Source organism: [Clostridium] aminophilum DSM 10710, from assembly GCF_000711825.1.
GTDB lineage: Bacteria > Bacillota > Clostridia > Lachnospirales > Lachnospiraceae > Clostridium_R > Clostridium_R aminophilum.
Genome location: NZ_JONJ01000016.1, coordinates 54,708 through 74,680, shown reverse-complemented (window position 1 = coordinate 74,680; position 19,973 = coordinate 54,708). Strand labels below are relative to the sequence as shown.

Here is a 19,973-nt window from a genome sequence, read left to right as displayed (position 1 = left end):
ACGGAGGAAAAAATCATGAGCGTTATTTCCATGAAGCAGTTACTTGAGGCAGGTGTTCACTTCGGACATCAGACAAGAAGATGGAACCCGAAGATGGGTGAGTTCATCTACACAGAGAGAAACGGAATCCACATCATCGACCTTCAGAAGACTGTTGGCAAGATCGATGAGGCTTACAAGGCTATGGCTGAGGTTGCTGCAGAGGGCGGCGACATCCTTTTTGTTGGTACAAAGAAGCAGGCTCAGGATACTGTCAAGGCAGAGGCTGAGAGATGCGGAATGTACTTCGTAAACGAGAGATGGCTCGGCGGTATGCTGACAAACTTCAAGACCATCCAGACTCGTGTTGCAAGACTGAATGAGATCAAGAAGATGGAAGCTGACGGCGTATTCGAGGTTCTGCCGAAGAAGGAAGTTGCTGGTCTCAGAAAAGAGCTTGAGAAGCTTGAGAAGAACATCGGCGGTATGGCTGAGATGAAGAAGATCCCGGCTGCTATCTTCGTTGTAGATCCGAAGAAGGAGAGAATCTGTGTATCTGAGGCTCACAAGCTGGGCATCAAGCTGTTCGGTATCTGCGATACCAACTGTGATCCGGATGAGCTTGACTATGTAATCCCGGGCAACGATGATGCAATCAGAGCCGTTAAGCTGATCGTTTCCAAGATGGCTGATGCAGTGATCGAGGCAAAGCAGGGCGAGACTCAGGCAGAGGTTGCTGAAGAGGCTGAGGCTTAATCAGTAATATTGAGAACGAAAATCAATTGCATATAGTTGAGAGGAGAATACCGCAATGGCAATCACAGCAAAGCAGGTAAAAGAATTACGTGAGATGACAGGTGCCGGAATGATGGACTGCAAGAAGGCTCTGACAGCGACCGATGGCGATTTTGATAAGGCGATCGAGTTCCTGAGAGAGAAGGGACTTGCTGGTGCAGAGAAGAAGGCAGGCCGTATTGCAGCTGAGGGTGTCTGCGAGGTTAAGGTTTCTGCAGATGAGAAGCAGGCAGTTGTAGTTGAGGTTAACGCTGAGACTGACTTCGTAGCAAAGAACGAGAAGTTCAGAACCTACGTTGGCCAGGTTGCAGATCAGGCACTCACCACTTCCGTTGCTGACATCGATGCATTCCTTGCTGAGAAGTGGGCACTGGATGAGTCCAAGACCGTTGCTGAGGAGCTTTCTTCTCAGATCGCGATCATCGGCGAGAACATGCACATCAGAAGATTTGTTCAGGTGAAGGAAGACAACGGTATGGTTGTTTCCTACATCCACGCTGGCGGTAAGATCGGCGTTCTGGTTGATCTTGAGACAACCGTTGTAAACGATGAGATCCGTGAGATGGGCAGAAACATCGCAATGCAGGTTGCAGCTCTTAACCCGAAGTTCACCAACAGAACCGAGGTTGATCAGGAGTATCTTGCTCACGAGACAGAGATCATCACGGCAGCTGCAAAGAACGAGAAGCCGGATGCAAATGAGAAGATCATCGCTGGCATGGTTCAGGGCCGTATCAACAAAGAGCTCAAGGAGATCTGCCTGGTAGACCAGACTTATGTTAAGGCTGCTGACGGCAAGCAGAGCGTTCAGAAGTACGTTGAGGAAGTTGCCAAGGCAAACGGCGCACAGATCACAGTAAAGGGCTTTGTTCGTTTTGAGACCGGTGAGGGTCTTGAGAAGAAGAACGAGGACTTCGCAGCAGAGGTTGCAGCTCAGAGAGAGGCAGCAAACAAGTAATCTGCGCAGACAGCGTTTTTTTGATATTTCGTATGAACTTTCGGCGGCACCGGGGGATTTTTCCCGGTGCCGCTGTTTTTGTTTCATAGGAAATTTCTCCGAAATTCCCTATGAAACAAAACGCCCCGCGGACTTTGTTCTGGTATAGAAAGAGTGAGGGTAGAGGGGGCCAAAGCCCACTTGCAGACTTTGTTCTAAGCTTCGTGTATGTTTCTGCGCGCAGTGCAATTTGAAAGAAAATATGCTATACTTTGATTCATGAATAAAGGACTCGTGAACGGCGCTCGGGAGTTTTCAAACGTTCTTCCGGAACTCACCGATGAAGGGAGGGACGGACGGGGAGGAGATGTCAGCAGACGGGGCCGCACGATCAGGGAGAGGAGAAAAGCAATGGTAAAGCATATTATTCTCTGGCAGCTGAAAGATGAATTCAGCGAGGACCGGAAAAAAGAGATTCGCAGAGGAATCAAAGAGGGACTCGAAGGCCTTGCAGGCAAGGTTCCGGGCCTTCTGGAGGTTCATGTCCGCACAGAGTTCCTGGAATCTTCCACGGCGGATGTCATGCTGAATACAACGCTGGAAAGTCCGGAGGCATTGAAGGGTTACGCAGTACATCCTGCTCATGTTGCGGTAGCGGATACGAAGGTTCGCCCTTATACCAAAGCAAGGGTCTGCATGGATTACGAAGTCGAATAACCGGAATCTGGTGCCGCAGGACGAGGGCAAGGAATCCGAGAAAGCGAATCAATAAGGTGAAATCCGGGAACTGCTTTTCTGATGTCAGAAAGGCAGTTCTTCTTCATGTCATAGGTGTAAGAAAAACGTCATGGATCATGACGCGCCGAGTGTGGCAAATTGTCTAAAATTGTGTTATCATCAATAAGATTCCAAAATAGAGTTTTTATGCGCTTTTAAGGGATTTTGAATTCAAAACAATAGTAAAATCAGGCAGAAATGACTGTCAAAAGAAGGAGCAGGAAGAGGATTACGATGGACTGTTTACTGTGTTATCCCAGTTCAGAGAACCTGACAAGGGAAAAATGTGAAAAGGTTCACAACATTCTTGCGCGAATGTCAGAAAAGTATAAGCTCAGAATTGTGCCGGAACCGATGAAAAGTATTTATTACAAATGCCCGGATTTCAGCCGCAAATTCCGTATTTACAAGAAAATCCGGGATCGTGAAAGTGGTGGAGATGCGTATCTCGAAAAGGACGAGGAGATCATGCTTCTCTCAGAATGTCGGGATGACGAAGAAAAACAGCTCATGAAGGAGTGCATATACGCATATCAGTATGAGTCGGGCGTTGTTCTCAAGGCGTTCCATGAGAGAGAAAAGAAATTCAGACGAGAGGATGCACATGAGCAGCAGAAAGAGCGACAGGAATCAAAGAAATCTTCATGAAAACACCGCCTGGGTCGCGGTTCGTTCCGTATTTACGATTCTGAATGCGATGGTTCGTACGCTCATCGTTCTGACGCTCTCGACGGCGGTGATCGGTGCCCTTTTTCTGGGTGTGAAACTGATTCCGATATACAACAGTTATAAGAAGCAGGTTGCGGGCGTTGTCGAGCAGAGTACGCTGGATACATTTCGGCTCCAGGAGGCAAGTTATATCTACGATGTGAACGGAGATGCCCTTGCGAAACTGACCGGAGACGAGGATTCGAGCTATCTGTCTTACGATGAGATTCCGAAAAATGCGGTCAATGCGTTTATTGCCATTGAGGACCGCAGCTTTTGGGATAACTCCGGCATTGATGTCAGGGGAATCATGCGTGTTCTGGTGAATTATCTGAAATCCTCCGGCGATGAGATGCACGGCGCGAGTACCATTACCCAGCAGCTGGCCAGAAACCGTTTCCTGACCCGTGAGATCAAGCTGGAACGTAAATTCAAAGAGATGCTGATTGCCATGGATCTGACGAAGAAATATACCAAAAAGCAGATCATGGAATTCTATATCAATGATATCAACTATGCCAATTATTATTATGGCCTTGAGGCTGCGGCAAAGGGGTATTTCGGGAAAAACGCAAGGGATCTGACACTGAGTGAGACCGCCTATCTCTGCGCAATTCCGAACTCGCCGACCTACTATAATCCGTACAACCATCCGGAGCGCGCATTGACCAGAAGAGACAAGATTCTGGATGATATGTGTTCCATGGGATTTATCACGGATTCCGAGTGCAGGGCAGCAAAGGCGGAGGAGATCTCTGTCTCAAGGCATCGCGTTCCGCTTCACAATTACGAGACGACGTATGCCATTGACTGTGCGGTTCGCTTCCTCATGAAAAAGGACGGATTTGATTTTAAGTACGGTTTCCGCTCCACGGATGAATACAAGAAGTATCAGGATCATTTCAACGAACTGTATGAGCAGGAGAGGAATGCGCTGTATACCGGAGGTTACTCCATTTACACATCGCTAGATCCGGATATGCAGACGAAACTTCAGGGGGCGGTTGACGGCGTTCTCGCCTTTAACGATCAGACGGCGGATAATGGAATCTTCAGCCTTCAGGGTGCGGCGACCGCGATGGATAACAGCACCGGAAAGGTTGTGGCCATTGTCGGCGGAAGAACGCAGGAGACCTCCACATATACACTGAACCGTGCCTTCCAGAGCTATCGACAGCCGGGAAGTACGATAAAACCGCTGGTGGTTTATACGCCGGCGCTGGAAAACGGATACACGTCTTCCACGACGGTAACCGATATCAGCATTGATGCCGCGAAGGAAAAAGGTGTCGATGTCAGCACGCTGACCGGAAATACCATGCCGCTTCGAACCGCACTGGAGAAGAGCCGAAACGGTGTCGCCTGGTCTATTTACAGTGATCTGACGCCGGATCTCGGAATGGCGTATCTGACGCAGATGCGGTTCGACAACATTGTCCCGGATGATTACTATCAGGCGACCGCTCTCGGCGGATTCACGCATGGTGTGACAACCGAGGAGATGGCCGGAGCTTATTCGGCGCTGGCGAATCACGGTTCTTATAAGGAACCGACCTGTATTGTGCGTTTGGTTAACACGCAGGGAAAAGATATTTTTGAAGAAACCCCGTCGGTTCAGGTATATCAGCGCGAGAGTGCGGATATGATGGTCGATATGATGAAGGGCGTTATCACAAGAGGAACGGCTGCTGCAATGGGATGGAACAGCCCGGTTCAGGCTGCGGGAAAGACCGGAACGACGAACAACAGTAAGGATGGTTGGTTCTGCGGTGTGACTCCTTATTATGCCGTATCGGTATGGGTCGGATATGACAAGCCGAAGGCACTGTCGAACCTGTACGGTGCAACCTATCCGGCGGCGATCTGGAAACAGGCGATGATGAGTCTGGTGGAAGGAAAAGAGGGCGTTCAGTTTGAAGCGCCGACGTCGGATCGCGGCCTCGGATCTTCGGAGTACCTTCAGGGTCATGAATCCTCCTTCCGCATTGACAACCGCAATTATACGACGGCGGATTACCGGTCGGATCACGCGAAGGCGGACAAGGCGCTGAAGATCATTTTAAGTCTTCGATCGGGAGAAGGACAGTATGGTTCGGAAGACCGTGAACTGGCAAAGAATCTGATTGCCCAGATGAACAGTGAATCCATGAAAAAGAGAATGGAAGCGCTTGTAAAATATGGCACAGTCGGAAGAGACAATCCGGCGGAGACGGCAGCGGTCGTTCAGACGCTTCCGGAAGGCGCGGACCCGGCCGCACAGGGCGGTGCGGAAGGACCTGGCCCGGCGTCTGAGCAGGCACAGAATGCGCCGCAGCCGAATCGAAATCAGCCTCAGGAGGAGCCGGCCTACGGACCGGCAGCGCATCCTGTCGAGATTCCGGTCGGACCGGCAGCAGGATAAAAAACTGCGTGGCTGAGAGCGGCAAAAGAAAGGAAAAGAATGAGGCGAAACGCGCTCTGCGGGTTCCGCACTTTATCGCGGCAGTCGTCAGGGCTCTGTGCAGATACGGGCTTTGGCGAGTCAGCCGTGGAATAACAACAGAACAGGCCCCGAATGCCGGATTGATCCGGCATTCGGGGCCTGTTCTGTTGTTTGTTATGTCATAGGAAAGTTTTTCGCACTTTCCTGTGATGTAATAATCGCTCCGCGAGGATGCACACATTGCTGAGCGGAAGATGTCATTTTGCGGTGACCTCGAACGGTGTCATACAAAGCCCGCGCACTTTTCTCAGATAACCGCTGGTTCAAACAGGCCGAACTTCCGGCATGCGTTGTAGATTCCGTCCTGACCGATCGGGTCGGTGATATAATCTGCAACTTCTTTCAGTTCGGGGACTGCATTTCCCATCGCGATTCCGGTGCCGACAGCGCGAATCACTTCAATGTCATTCATACTGTCGCCGAATGCGACGGCGTCTTTCAGAGACGGATCTTCGCCGAAATACTGTGCGAGGCGGACCAGACCGTCGGCTTTGGAACATCCTTCTTCTACGATATCAGCACCGGTTTGCGAAGAAAAAAGCGGAAAACGGACATTGGGAAAGGTTTTCTGCATTTCTTTCACCTGATCCGGGGATCCGACAAAGGCCAGCGTCCGGACAGGAAGCGTCAGAAGGGCGTTCGGATCACGAAAATGACGCCCGCATTCGCCCCACCGGCGGCGGTCATTGGCCTCGACCGCCTCCGGATTCAGATAATAATCGTCATCCCCGTAGGTCATGCCGATACTGTAGCCGCGTTCCTCACAGAAGGTCATCATGGCGCGGAGAAGATTCCGGTTAAAGTGATGTTCGTAGAGAAGACGGGAACCGGCTGTGATCTTGGTGCCGTTCATATGGATCACAGCATCGGGCCGGATCAGATCAATATATTCGCGGCTGTAGTGGGTATCCATATCACGGCCGGTGGCAAGAATAATCTTCTTTCCGGACTGTCGGAGCAGCTCCAGAGCGCGAAGCGCACTGTCGGGGATCCTTAAATCCTTATGATCCAATAACGTCATATCAAGATCAAAGCTGACAAGCATAGATACCTCCGTTTATATCGTTCACACCTTTATATCGCTCACAATCCTGCAAAAAATAAGACCCGCAGAAGAATGAGATGAAACAAGCTTCGCGGGCAGGACATACAATAAAAAATCGGGGCGACAAGATTTGAACTTGCGACCTCTCGGCCCCCAGCCGAGCGCGCTACCAAACTACGCCACACCCCGTGTACCGGACAATTGTAGCATAATGTTCGGAGTGCGTCAATTATGTGTGAAAAATGTGATATGATGTAATGTATGGCTCTGGAATTGACGCTGTGTATACTCTGGCATATGGCGCGGCAGATATCACGGTATACGAAAAAAACGAATGACATACCATAGGGTGCACGGTCAGACAGAGCTTGGACGAAGCGCACCACGCATGCGAGGCGAAAGGGTCAGCGTGAGGAATATCAGCACGAAGCATTTTCATTGCGAAGTGTATCAGCGCGAGGAATGTCAGCGCGAGGAATGTCAGCGTGAGGAATGTCAGCGCGATGCGTTTCAGTGTGAAGTGTGTCACCGTGTAAAAAGAAATGGGGAGAGAAAAAAATGGACAAACGGAGTGATCAGAAATCCCGCCTGGAGCAGCAGCTGGATTTTATCCGGGAAATCGATAAAGAGAAAGAAATCATCCGGCAGACATATCTTGCCGACGGTTCCAGAAAAGAGGGGGATGCCGAGCATGCCTGGCATATGGCGATCATGACGGCGCTTCTCGCGGAGTATTCGAATGAAAAAATCGATGTGCTTCATACCATCCTGATGCTCCTGATTCATGACCTTGTCGAGATCGACGCCGGCGATACATACGCGTATGATCCGGCGGCAAAGAAGACACAGAAAGAGAGGGAAATGGCCGCGGCAGACCGCATTTTCCGTCTTTTGCCGGAAGACCAGGCGAAACTGTTCCGGGGAATCTGGGATGAATTTGAGGCATGGGAGACTCCGGAAGCGAAATTTGCGCATACGATGGATAATCTCCAGCCGATGATTCTGAATGACGCATCCGACGGTCGCAGCTGGGTGGAACACGGGGTGAGCCTCGCGCCGATCCTCGCACGAAATGCGCGGACGCATGAGGGGAGCGAGGAACTCTGGAAATATCAGAGGGAGGAGATCATCGGAAAACACCTGAAGAAGGGGCATATCCGGCCGGAATGAGGGCAGTCGCGGAATGCGGATGCCGCGGCTGCTCTGCATCGGGATGCGGAGCGGAGAAGTCGGGGGACAAGCGGGAGAGAACGCGGGAGAGAACGCGGGAGAGATCAAAGTTTTTTTCTTGCATATCATTCCATGGCGGTGCTATAATATTCACCATTGTATAAAACATACATATACACCGACATAACGTATGCGGATGCCTGTCTGTGTGCAGGCGATGAAAGAGAGGATTAGACAAATGAAGAACCTGATTATTCCGGAGGGCTACGAGCCGCAGCTGAGTCTGCGCGAGACGCAGGTAGCTATCAAGACAATCAAAGACTTTTTCCAGAGAGAGCTTGCAAAGCAGCTGAATATCATCCGTGTTTCGGCTCCTCTGTTCGTTTTCCCGGAGACAGGTCTGAATGATAATCTGAATGGTATCGAGCGTCCGGTCGATTTCGGAATCGGAGAACTGAATGATCACAAGGCAGAAGTTGTTCAGTCTCTGGCAAAATGGAAGCGATATGCACTGAAGGAGTACGGCTTTGCGCCGGGCGAGGGCATTTACACCGATATGAACGCGATCCGCAGAGATGAGGAGACCGATAATATCCATTCTCTGTATGTCGATCAGTGGGACTGGGAGAAAGTCATCAACCGTCGCGACCGCTCCATCGAGTATCTCGAGGAGACCGTGAGAAGCGTATACAAAGCGCTGAAGGTTACCGAGGATTACATGGCATACGAGTATGAGTACATCGGACGTTATCTTCCGAATGACATCACCTTTATCAATTCTCAGGAACTGGAAGACCGTTATCCGGAGCTTACCCCGAAGGAGAGAGAGTACAAGGCGGCGAAGCTTCACGGAGCGGTGTTCATCGAGCAGATCGGCGACAAGCTGAAGAGCGGCGAGCCGCATGACGGCAGAGCTCCGGACTACGATGACTGGAGCCTGAACGGTGATATTCTCGTGTACTATCCGGTTCTGGACATTGCACTGGAGCTTTCTTCCATGGGTATCCGTGTCGACGAGAAATCCATGGCTTCCCAGCTGAAGAAGGCGGGATGCATGGAGAGAGCATCTCTTCCGTTCCAGAAGGCAATTCTTGAGGAGAATCTTCCGCTGACGATCGGCGGCGGTATCGGACAGTCCCGTATCTGCATGTTCTTCCTGAGAAAAGCGCATATCGGAGAGATTCAGTCCTCCATCTGGCCGGACGGCACCAGAGCAGAGGCACTGAAACACAATATTCGTCTTCTTTAATCTGCACGATGCCGAGCCGTCCCAAATTTGGACGGGGATCGGCGGAATCGCATTTTGCGGATGATACAGAGGGGGATCGTTTTCCGAAAGGAGACGGTCCTCCGTTTTTTTCATAGGAAATTTCTTCGAAATTCCCTATGAAAAAAACGCCCCGCGGACTTTGTTTTGGTATCGGAAATTTCTCCGAAATTCACATGACAGTCGGTCTGTGCTATACTGAATTCAGTGTTTGGCAGGAATCTTCCGGGAACACCCGTAAGAGCCATGCATCGAAGACAGACATAAAATATGTGCGAACCGAGGCGGGGAGGAATCTATGGCAGAGCATTATGATCTGGTAATTATCGGCGCCGGACCGGGCGGGTATACTGCGGCAGAGGTGGCGGTTCAGCTCGGCATGCGGACGGCGATCATTGAGAAGGACAAGATCGGCGGCGCATTTATCAATACCGGCTGTGTTCCGGCAAAGGCACTTCTTCAGGCGGTCAGTGTCTACAGCGATGTCAAGCGCTCGGAAATGTTCGGTGTCACAAAAGAGGGCGCCGGCTTTGATCTCCGGATGATGATGGATTATAAAGACCGGAAAGTGCAGGAGGTTCGCAGGCTCGAACAGAAAAGGCTGATCGGCAGCGGCGTTACCTATATCCACGGAACCGCAAAACTTCACCGGAACAATCAGGTCGAAATCGATACGGCAGAGGGTGTGAAATATGTCATCGGCGATAATGTCATCATCGCGTCCGGGGCCATGCCGCGGGTGCTCCGTGTGCCGGGAATCTATCTGCCGCAGGCCATGAACAGCCGTGCCATTTTGAACGCGACGGAATGGCATTACGATCGCCTTGTGGTTGTCGGCGGCGGTGTGATCGGCGTGGAGTGCGCGACCATTTTCCGGACACTGGGCTCCGAAGTTACACTGCTGGAGAGAAGCAGCCGCCTGCTGGATACGCTGGACGAGGCCGTTTCGGATAAGATGAAGGAAAATCTGGAGGAAAAGGGTGTTCGCGTTCTCTGCGGCGTCTCCGTGAAAGAATTCGTCGAGGTAGATCCGTCGGTCAACAACGGTCCGGTGGAAGTGCACTATATGGACGGCGGAGAGGAAAAGAGCGTGGAATGCGACCGGGTTCTGGTCTCCTGCGGCCGTGAGTCGCGTGTTAAAACCGTTCTCGGAGACGACTGTACGGTCAAATTTGATCAGGATGGTCATCCTATCATTGACCGCTCGTTTCAGACGACGCAGAAGGGAGTCTATCTGATCGGCGACTGCATTTCCCGTCAGAGGCTGGCGCACGTCGCGACATCCCAGGCGGTTTATGTGGTCGAGCATATCGCAAAGAAGGGCCACCGGATGCAGATGACTGTCGTACCCAACGGAATGTATGTCGTTCTTCCGATTGTCCCGGTATGTATCTTTACCGATCCGGAGGTGGCAACGGTCGGGTTTACCGAGGCGGAAGCGGCGACCTACAATATGAAAGTCATCGTCGGGCGCCGGGAACTCCGGGAAAACCGAAAAGCGATTCTGGCCGACAGCAGCAACGGCTTTGTGAAGCTGATCTTTGAAGCGTATACACATACGCTGGTCGGCGCGCAGATTATCTGCCCGAGGGCGGCGGATATGATCGGCGAACTTGCGACCGCAATCGCAAACGGACTGACCGAACATCAGCTCCATACGGCAATGCGCGCGCAGCCGACCTACAGCGAGGCGATCAACGCGGCCATCGACGATGTGTATCGTCAGAGCGAAAAACTGAAAGAGGAGAAAAACAGTTATGAATACATTGGTTTCGGAGCGGATCCGCTTGCTTCGGGAGAAAATGAGGGAACAGAATATTGACGCATGCCTGGTGCCGACGTCCGATCCGCATGATTCGGAGATGGTGACGGAGCATTACAGCTGCAGGAAGTACATCACCGGTTTTTCGGGAAGCGCCGGAACGGCCGTGATCCTGAGAGACAAGGCCGGTCTGTGGACCGATGGCCGGTATTTTGTTCAGGCGGCGCGTGAGCTGCAGGGAACCGGCGTGGATCTCTACCGGAGCGGGGAAGAAGGCGTTCCGGAAATTGAGGAATTTCTCGCCGATTCGCTTCCGGAGAACAGCAGGCTGTGGTTTGACGGCAGACTTCTCACCGAGACTGTGGCGGAAAATCTGGAAAGTGTTCTGAGAGAACGGAGGATCCGCTTTGATTTTGAACAGGATCTGTTTGACGGGCTCTGGACTGACCGGCCGGAGCCGCCGAAGGATCCGGTCTGGATTCTCGATGACAAATATGCCGGCAGGAGTGCGAAGGAAAAACTCCGTGACATTCGCGCGTCCATGCGCAGGGTTCATGCCGACGTCCATGTGGTATCATCCCTCGATGATATTGCGTGGATCCTGAATCTGCGCGGCGGAGATCTCGCAGACACTCCGGTTTTCCTGTCATATCTGATGATTCGGGAAACGGAAGGTTCACTCTATATCGACGCCGACAAGGTTCATGAGGACGTTCGCTCGTATCTTGCCGGAATCGGAATCGACGTACGGCCGTATGGTTCAGTCTTCCGCGATCTTGCGGAGATCCGGGACAGCATGATTCTGATGGAAAAGAAGCGCGTCAGCATGAAACTCTGGCGCAGCGTGGATCCTTCCTGCACAAAGATCAGTCTGATGAATCCGTCTTCCGGTATGAAGGCGGTGAAAAACGGGACGGAGATCGAAAACATCAGAGAAGCCCACCGGAAGGATGCCGTTGCCATGATCCGTTTCATCATGTGGCTGAAGGAAAATGTCGGAAAGCTTCCGATCGATGAGATGGGCGCGGCAGCATATCTGGATGCGCTCCGCATGAAGCAGGATGGGTGCCTGGGCATCAGTTTCACAACCATTGCCGCATATGCGGACAATGCGGCTGTCGTTCACTATCATCCGGCGCCGGAGACAAACCGCGAACTGAAGCCGGAAGGCATGATTCTGGTGGATTCCGGCGGCCAGTATCTCGAAGGAACAACCGATATTACGAGAACCATTGCCCTCGGTCCGGTGACCGCGGAAGAAAAGAAATATTTTACGCTCGTTCTTGCGGCACATCTTCGTCTGGAAAATGCGGTTTTCCATCAGGGATGCCGCGGAGTTGCGCTGGATTATGCCGCCCGTGAGGTTCTCTGGAAGCACGGGCTGGACTACAATCACGGAACGGGACACGGCGTCGCCTATCTCGGACCGGTTCATGAACGCCCGAACAATATCCGCTTCCGCGCCGTATCGAACAATCTGGATTCCGTCAATGCCGTGCTGGAGCCGGGAATGATTACATCTGACGAGCCGGGACTTTACATGGAAGGAAAATGCGGCATCCGCACGGAGAATCTGATTCTGTGCGTGAAGAATGTGAAGAACGAGTTCGGCCAGTTTTATTCCTTTGAGCCGCTGACCCTGGTGCCGATTGATCTGGATGCGGTGGATCTGAACTGGCTCACCGATGAGGACATCGACATGCTGAATGCATATCACCGCAGAGTGAGGGAAGTGATGACGGCGAGATTACTGCCCGGAGAACAGAAGTGGCTTGAACACGCGATCCGGGAAGTTCACCGGTGAGATCCGGGGGAAAACGGCGAAATCGCTCTGACAGTGCAGCGTTGTGAATGTGGCCGGATTAAAGAAAATGTAATAGAAAGGACAGACAATTTCGAAAGAAATCTGAGATAATAGAGCAGGGTGGGTAAAAACCAGCCTGCTCTGTTTATTTCCCGGAAAAGTGCTACGCATTTTCCGGAAAATAAAACGCTCCGCGAGGATGCGCACGCCGCTGAAATGGAAGATGTCACCTTCCGGTGACCAGCGGCAGCAGGTCAAAGCCTGTTTTTCGAGAATTTGCCATCATGTTTTTTGGAGGTAATCATGAATCAGAATAGAAAACATAAACTGGCATGGCGGGCGGCAGCAGGAGTTCTGTCGCTGATGCTGACGACAGCTATGCCTCTTGCGTCCTATGCCGGACCGTCGAACGGTGCCGCAGTTACCGCTGCGCAGGGACCGGGGGCGGGTTCCGCTTCCGGTTTTTCTTCCGGATCGACCGCAGGTTCCGTGACAAGTCCGTCCGGCAGTTCATCCGGCAGCAGTTCCGGTGCGACGATCGGCCGGGTGAGATCCTCCGTCTATGATACCTCAGCGCAGGGAAATATCACCGTCAACGGCACGGCTGCGGTCACCAATCCGATCCGGACCGGAATTTCTTCGGATGCGGCGAAGTTCGGCGCGATCGCAAAGGGCGTGGATCTGTCCCGATGGAACAATGTGACGGATTGGAATGCGGTGGCGAACGACGGCATTTCCTTTGCGATTCTTGCTACCCGAGGAAACGGTGCGGAAGACGTGACGTTCCGGCCCAACGCCATCGGAGCCGCAAAACACGGGATCCGGATTGGCGCATACATTTACTCTTATGCGAAGACGGAAGAAGAGGCTATCGCCGAGGCGGACTTTGTGCTGAAGACGGTTAAGGATTATCCGATCTCGCTTCCGATCTTCTTTGACGCGGAAGATGAGAATACAACCGGAACACTGTCCAAGGCAGAGGTGGCCCGTCTGGTCAATGCGTTCTGCGGACGCATCAAAGAGGCGGGGTATTATCCGGCGCTCTACTGTAACGAGCACTGGATTGCCAACAAGATCGATATGAGCGCGGTGAACTGGGATGTCTGGGTTGCGCGCTACGCGGATCAGTATACATATAAGAAAGCAACGATCTGGCAGCAGTCCTCCAAGGGAAGCGTGAACGGAATTACCGGAAATGTCGATATCGACTATATGTTCCGGGATTACTCCGATAAGGTGAACGGCAACACGTGGAAGACGATCGACGGACAGCGCTATTATTACAAGAACCATGTCATCCAGAAGGCGACGTGGGTCAATGACGGCGCAAACTGGTATTATGCCGACACGGACGGTATTCCGGTAGCCGGGTGGCTGAAAGATTCCGGCAGCTACTATTATCTGAACAGCGACGGAAAGATGGCAACCGGCTGGAAGGAAATCAACGGAAGCTGGTATTACCTGAAGAGCAGCGGCGCGATGGCAACCGGCTGGCGGCAGATCGACAATAACTGGTATTACCTGAATTCGAACGGCGTCATGCAGACCGGAGTGCAGACCATCGGCGGAAAGACCTATTATCTCCGGAGCGATGGAAAGATGGCGACCGGATGGAATGAAGTCGGCGGAGATCAGTATTACTTTGACGCCGACGGTGCGATGGCGACCGGATGGCGTGAAGTGGATGGACGCTGGTACTATCTGAAGAAAGACGGAAAACGGCAGAGCGGCTGGCTTACGCAGGGCGATCTGACCTACTATCTGGACAGCGACGGAAAGATGGCGACCGGATGGCAGGAGATCGGCGGCGCATGGTATTACTTCCACAGTGACGGAAGAATGGCAACCGGATGGATTCAGGGCGGCGGACAGTGGTATTATCTCCGTGAGAACGGTCAGATGACGACCGGATGGATTCAGGATAAGGGATCATGGTATTACCTGGCTGCTGACGGAAAGATGCTTACCGGCTGGCAGACCATCGGCAATATCCTGTATCATCTGGAGAATTCCGGTGCGCTGACGGTGAATGCAGTCATCCAAAACGGACAGACCTGGTATCAGGCGGACGCCGGCGGCGCCTGCACCGAGACGGCAGCGCCGGGAACCGAGGCGACAGCCCCGCAGGCAGAAAATACGGCGCAGGCCCAGCAGCCGGGAACTGTTTCCGTGACCGGACCGGACAGCCGGCAGCAGTCCGGTCCGCAGGGAACGGCTTCTGTACCAGGGCAGAGTTCAGGATCGTACGGTCCGGGGAGTGTCCAGTGAAAATCGCAATGATTTCAGATCTCCATACGGATATCAATGAGGCCTATCCGGTGATCGAACTGACTGCGGCAAGAGCAAAGGAACTGAATGCGGATGTTCTTCTCGTTGCCGGGGATATTTCCGAAGATCCGGACCGGACAATCCGTGAGATGCGGCGTCTGGCGGAGATTCTTCCGGATGTGGCGGTCCGGTATGTTCCCGGAAATCACGATATGTGGAATAAGCACTGTCCGGAGCGGTCAACGGAAGAAATATACCGGATGTATTCCGGCGATATCCTCTGTCTTTCCGGACAGGTGAGCAGTTCCGCAGACCGCGAAAAGAACATGAAAGTCCGTTTTACCGGCGATATCGGCTGGTATGATTACAGCTTTGCATCTCCGGATCACAGCCGGGAAGAACTGGATTCCATGACAAAGGGAGGACGGACCTGGCAGGATAAGTTCTTCAATCAGTGGACCGGCGACAATGACGCCGCATGCAGTGATCAGCTTTCGAGAATCGAATCGCAGCTTTCTGCATGCCGGGAAGGTCCGGTGATCGCTGTGACACATATGCTTCCGATCCGGGAATTCTGCGTTCCCGGGAATCAGGAAGACTGGGGATTTTTCAACGCCTATCTGGGTTCGGAAAAACTGCATGAACTGTTCCGGAAGTATCCGGTGGCCGCAGCGGTCTGCGGGCATGTGCATTTCCGGAAGGTTCTGCAGAAAGACGGAATTCTCTATATCTGCCCGTGTCTCGGTTACCATACGGAATGGCCGCTCTACGGACTGAACGACAACGAACCGGCAACCCATGTGGTGGATGCCATGCAGCTTCTGGAACTGTGATGCAGTCCGGGAAAGAAAGGAAGATGCTGTTCCCGGTTCTTCCGGGGCAAAACGGGCGAAGTGGTGATGTATGTTCTGAATCGTGTGCATTGTTGCATTTTAATTCGAAACATAATAGAATGTGTATGTTCGTGGATTTAAAGTGAACAAGTATGGTAAAAATGGTAATTATCAGGAGGAAACATCATGTCAGAAGGTTTTTTCAGCCGCCTGTTCGGCGCATCCGATAACGGTGCACAGCAGGCCAATTCAGTCGCATCCCCGTATACCGGTGCGAAGAAGCCGGTTAAGGTCGTTGAGACCGTACTCCGTGATGCGCACCAGTCTCTGATCGCAACAAGAATGACGACAGAGCAGATGATGCCGATCATCCCGAAGATGGATGAGATCGGATACTACGCGGTAGAGTGTTGGGGAGGAGCGACATTTGACTCCTGTCTCCGATTCCTGAATGAGGATCCGTGGAACAGACTGAGAAAGCTCAGAGACGGATTCAAGAAGACAAAGCTTCAGATGCTTTTCCGCGGTCAGAACATTCTTGGATACAATCACTACGCAGATGATGTCGTAGAGTATTTCGTTCAGAAGTCTGTAGCGAACGGTATCGATATCATCCGTATCTTTGACTGTCTGAATGATATCCGCAATCTTGAGACAGCGGTCAGAGCGGCAAAGAAGGAGAAGGCAGAGGCACAGATCGCACTGAGCTATACTCTTGGTTCTGCATACACTCTCGATTACTGGAAGAACATTGCCAAGAACATCGAAGCGATGGGCGCAGATTCCCTCTGCATCAAGGATATGGCAGGTCTTCTGACTCCGTATAAGGCTCAGGAGCTTGTCGGTGCACTCAAGGAGAGCGTTAAGATCCCGATCGATCTTCACTCCCACTATACTTCGGGTGTTGCTGCAATGACATACCTGAAGGCCATCGAGGCTGGATGTGACCGCATTGACACCGCGATTTCCCCGTTTGCAATGGGTACTTCCCAGCCGGCAACGGAGGTTATGGTTGAGACACTCAAAGGCACAAAGTACGATACCGGTCTGGATATCGAGAAACTTTCCGAGATCGCAGAGTACTTCCAGCCGCAGAGAGAAGAGGATATCCAGAGCGGACTTCTCAACACGAAGGTTCTCGGCGTAAACATCAATACACTTCGTTATCAGGTTCCGGGCGGAATGCTTTCCAACCTGGTTTCCCAGCTGAAGGCGATGAATCAGGAGTCCAAGTATGAGGAAGTTCTCAAGGAGATCCCGAGAGTCCGCGCTGATTTCGGTGAGCCGCCGCTGGTAACTCCGTCTTCCCAGATCGTTGGTGCACAGGCTGTGTTCAACGTAATGATGGGCGAGAGATATAAGATGATCCCGAAGGAGTCCAAGAAGTTCCTGAAGGGTGAGTTCGGTAAGACGGTTAAGCCGTTCAATCCGGAAGTACAGAAGAAGGCTATCGGCAATGAAGAGCCGATCACCTGCCGTCCGGCAGATCTGATCGCTCCGCAGCTGCCGGATTACGAGGCAAAGATTGCGCAGTGGAAGAGACAGGACGAGGATGTTCTGACCTATGCTCTCTTCCCGCAGGTTGCCGAGGAATTCTTCAAGAAGAGAGAGGCCGGCCAGACTACCTGATCGCGCTGACAGGACGATAATCGAATAGGATTCGGTAAGCCTGCTGTTTTTTCGCTTTCAAAAAAGCGGAAGAGCAGCAGGCTTTTTTCTGTCATAGGAGCTTTCTCCGGGCTCTTCTGCAACTTTTTCTAAATGAGGATCTTGTACGTGTTATTTCACAATCTTACAAAATTCTTACAAATGCGCAGAAAACGGGGGCTGGATTTTAAACATTTCTAACTCTCGTTGCACAATTCTACACAAAACTTTATAATGTTAGCGAGAAAACAATGCGCATTTTATGTGTTTTGTCTGCATTAAAACAGGAAAAGAATGCTGCCGGACAGGGCAGAACGGAGATATAAGATGAAAAAACCGAATTTGAAAGGGATCTGCGCGGTGCTTCTGAGCACGGCGGCGGTTTTCGCGCCGGCTTCAGAGTGCACGCGGAATCCGTTTGGCATTGTCGCCTATGCCGAGGAACGTTCCGGAACCGTGAACGCGACCAATCTGAACGTCCGAAAGGGGCCGGGAACGTCCTATTCCGCTCTGACAAGGCTGAACAAAGGCGCAAGAGTTGCCGTTCTTGAAGAGACACAGGGGACGGACGGCAACCGGTGGTATAAGATCCGCTACGGAAGCACCGTCGGATATGTATCTTCGTCCTATATCCGGATCGGAAGCACGGCCACCGTGTCGGATGCGGGATTTGACAGTCAACTGAGTTCGGAAGGTTTTCCGGAAAGCTACCGGCCGATGCTGCAGGAACTGCACGCATCCTATCCGAACTGGACATTCAAGGCATATAAGACCGGTCTTTCCTGGAATACGGTCATCAGTGAAGAGAGCAAAGTCGGAAGAAATCTTGTCGGGAGAGAAAACATTTCCTCCTGGAAATCGACCGAAGACGGCGCATACGACTGGAATAACGGAACGTGGACCGGTTTCGACGGTTCCACCTGGGTTGCGGCATCGAGAGAGATCATCGAGTACTACATGGATCCGAGAAATTTCCTGAATGACAGCTACATTTTCCAGTTTATGGATCAGAGCTATAATGAGTCCCTTCAGTCGGCGGAAGGACTGACGGAGATGGTGAAGGGAACCTTCCTGGCGGGAACGGTGTCCTCGTCGGGCACGTCTTCCGGCAGTTCGGCACCGGGATCCTCTTCCGGCCAGGCGACCGGCCCGGCAGCGGGACCGGGCATGGCGGGCGGCGGATTTACCGATTCGACGGTTCAGACTTCGCCGGATGCGCCGGAATCAGAATCCGGTTCCCAGCCGGGCGGGACTTCCGGTGAGACCTATGTCAGCATCATCATGGATGCGGCGAAGGAATCCGGCGTCAATCCGTATATCATCGCTTCCATGATCCTTCAGGAGCAGGGGGCACAGGGACAGGGCCGCAGCATTTCCGGTACCGTGACGGGATACGGCGGTTACTATAACTTCTTCAATATTGAAGCGTACACATCCGGCTCGATGAGTGCAGTGGAGCGCGGACTCTGGTGGGCTTCCCAGTCCGGTTCCTATGGGAGACCCTGGAACAGCGTGAGGGCGTCCATTGTCGGAGGAGCAAAATGGTACGGCGAAAACTATGTAAAACGCGGACAGGTCAATCTGTACCTCAAGAAATATAATGTGACGTCAGACGGAACCTACAAGCACCAGTACATGACCAACGCGCTGGGCGCCGCGGCGGAGGGCCTGAGTCTCGCAAAGATCGGCGCACTCAAAGAGTCGGCGGCAGTCTTCACCATTCCGGTATACAGCGATATGCCTTCGGAGCCGCGGCTGAAGCCGACCGGCGACGGAAGCCCGAACAACAAGCTGCGCGGCTTTGGCATCGAGGGATTCAGCATCACCCCGTCTTTCGTTAGAGATACGCAGGAATATGAGGTTTCGGTGAACTCCTCTGTATCGTCTCTGAAGGTGTGTGCGGCGGCCATCGATTCCTCTGCGGCCATCGCCGGAGCGGGTGAGATTCCGATCTCAGACGGCAGAAATTCCGTGTCGGTACAGGTTACAGCGGAGAATGGCTCTGTTCGGACGTATACGATCAAAATCCACCGTTCGGCAGACGGACCGGTGTATAACAGTGCGATTCAGCCGGATATGAATGCGGCCGCATCGAATTCTTCTTCGTCGAAGACTTCGTCCGCGGAAGGGTCCGCAACCGGACCGGGAATGTCTTCGGCAAGCTGGACGACCAGGACCAGTTCTTCTTCGGAGAGCAGTTCTTCAAACAAAACTTCCACCGGCAGTTCTGACAGCTCTGTCAGGGTTACGACAGGCTCGTCCTCGGGGCCGGCAGGAAGCGGTTCCACGTCCATTCAGCCGATCGAACAGTCCGCCGCAAACGGATCACCGACCGGGACAAATGCTGTGACAAAGGGACCGGGAGAAGGCGAAACAAAAGAAATTACCGGCTATCATGCCTGGCAGGTGGAAGGCCCGGGACTCGGGAAAAGAAACTGACGTCCGGCAAATAGAGTTTCCGGACGCTTTCCGGATATGGGCACGGGGAAGTGAATGATC

General features: G+C 52.5%; 14 protein-coding genes and 1 tRNA gene. 13 read left to right on the top strand and 2 right to left on the bottom strand.

From position 1 onward, the window contains the following. The first annotated feature begins 15 nt into the window (after positions 1-15). From rpsB to BR86_RS0111705, 5 genes are all read left to right on the top strand, one after another. Entirely contained in the window at positions 16-735 is a 720-nt protein-coding gene (gene rpsB, locus BR86_RS0111725) for a 30S ribosomal protein S2 (RefSeq protein WP_031474132.1), read from the top strand. A gap of 55 nt (positions 736-790) precedes the next feature. Then, complete coding sequence (tsf, locus tag BR86_RS0111720) at positions 791-1,732, top strand: translation elongation factor Ts (protein ID WP_031474130.1); 942 nt, start codon at positions 791-793, stop codon at positions 1,730-1,732. Between the two features lie 390 nt (positions 1,733-2,122). Next, the gene (locus BR86_RS0111715) at positions 2,123-2,428 is read left to right on the top strand and encodes a Dabb family protein (protein ID WP_031474128.1); all 306 of its coding nucleotides are present in this window, start codon (positions 2,123-2,125) and stop codon (positions 2,426-2,428) included. A 294-nt stretch (positions 2,429-2,722) separates the two neighbouring features. Next, complete coding sequence (locus tag BR86_RS0111710; protein WP_075034503.1) at positions 2,723-3,136, top strand: hypothetical protein; 414 nt, start codon at positions 2,723-2,725, stop codon at positions 3,134-3,136. Further along, on the top strand, positions 3,093-5,597 hold the full coding sequence (locus BR86_RS0111705; RefSeq protein ID WP_051684783.1) for a transglycosylase domain-containing protein: 2,505 nt from the start codon (positions 3,093-3,095) through the stop codon (positions 5,595-5,597). Before BR86_RS0111710 ends, BR86_RS0111705 begins: the two co-directional genes overlap by 44 nt. Positions 5,598-5,925: 328 nt before the next feature. On the opposite strand, the gene BR86_RS0111700 is transcribed toward BR86_RS0111705, so the two are convergent. Continuing rightward, complete coding sequence (locus BR86_RS0111700; protein WP_031474124.1) at positions 5,926-6,723, bottom strand: Cof-type HAD-IIB family hydrolase; 798 nt, start codon at positions 6,721-6,723, stop codon at positions 5,926-5,928. A gap of 115 nt (positions 6,724-6,838) precedes the next feature. Continuing rightward, a tRNA-Pro gene (locus BR86_RS0111695) sits at positions 6,839-6,912 on the bottom strand. Positions 6,913-7,281: 369 nt separating this feature from the next. On the opposite strand from BR86_RS0111695, the gene BR86_RS0111690 reads away from it, so the two are divergent. The 8 genes from BR86_RS0111690 to BR86_RS0111650 all read left to right on the top strand — a co-directional run bounded on the left by BR86_RS0111690 (position 7,282) and on the right by BR86_RS0111650 (position 19,913). Beyond that, positions 7,282-7,893, top strand: coding sequence for an HD domain-containing protein (locus tag BR86_RS0111690; protein WP_031474122.1), 612 nt, complete (start codon positions 7,282-7,284; stop codon positions 7,891-7,893). A gap of 238 nt (positions 7,894-8,131) precedes the next feature. Continuing rightward, positions 8,132-9,142 carry an aspartate--ammonia ligase gene (gene asnA / locus BR86_RS0111685; RefSeq protein ID WP_031474120.1) on the top strand — a complete coding sequence of 337 codons (1,011 nt, stop codon included), beginning with the start codon at positions 8,132-8,134 and terminating at the stop codon, positions 9,140-9,142. Positions 9,143-9,458: 316 nt separating this feature from the next. Beyond that, entirely contained in the window at positions 9,459-10,982 is a 1,524-nt protein-coding gene (locus tag BR86_RS0111680; RefSeq protein WP_075034502.1) for a dihydrolipoyl dehydrogenase family protein, read from the top strand. Beyond that, the gene (locus BR86_RS0111675) at positions 10,918-12,726 is read left to right on the top strand and encodes an aminopeptidase P family protein (RefSeq protein ID WP_031474116.1); all 1,809 of its coding nucleotides are present in this window, start codon (positions 10,918-10,920) and stop codon (positions 12,724-12,726) included. Before BR86_RS0111680 ends, BR86_RS0111675 begins: the two co-directional genes overlap by 65 nt. A gap of 303 nt (positions 12,727-13,029) precedes the next feature. Beyond that, complete coding sequence (locus tag BR86_RS0111665) at positions 13,030-14,994, top strand: GH25 family lysozyme (RefSeq protein ID WP_051684782.1); 1,965 nt, start codon at positions 13,030-13,032, stop codon at positions 14,992-14,994. Further along, a complete protein-coding gene (locus tag BR86_RS0111660) occupies positions 14,991-15,827 on the top strand; it encodes a metallophosphoesterase (RefSeq protein ID WP_051684781.1) in 837 nt (278 codons plus the stop codon). The genes BR86_RS0111665 and BR86_RS0111660 overlap by 4 nt, the downstream gene beginning before the upstream one ends. Positions 15,828-16,013: 186 nt before the next feature. Then, complete coding sequence (locus tag BR86_RS0111655) at positions 16,014-17,456, top strand: oxaloacetate decarboxylase subunit alpha (RefSeq protein WP_081844252.1); 1,443 nt, start codon at positions 16,014-16,016, stop codon at positions 17,454-17,456. Between the two features lie 345 nt (positions 17,457-17,801). Next, complete coding sequence (locus BR86_RS0111650) at positions 17,802-19,913, top strand: N-acetylglucosaminidase (protein ID WP_081844255.1); 2,112 nt, start codon at positions 17,802-17,804, stop codon at positions 19,911-19,913. Positions 19,914-19,973: the final 60 nt, after the last annotated feature.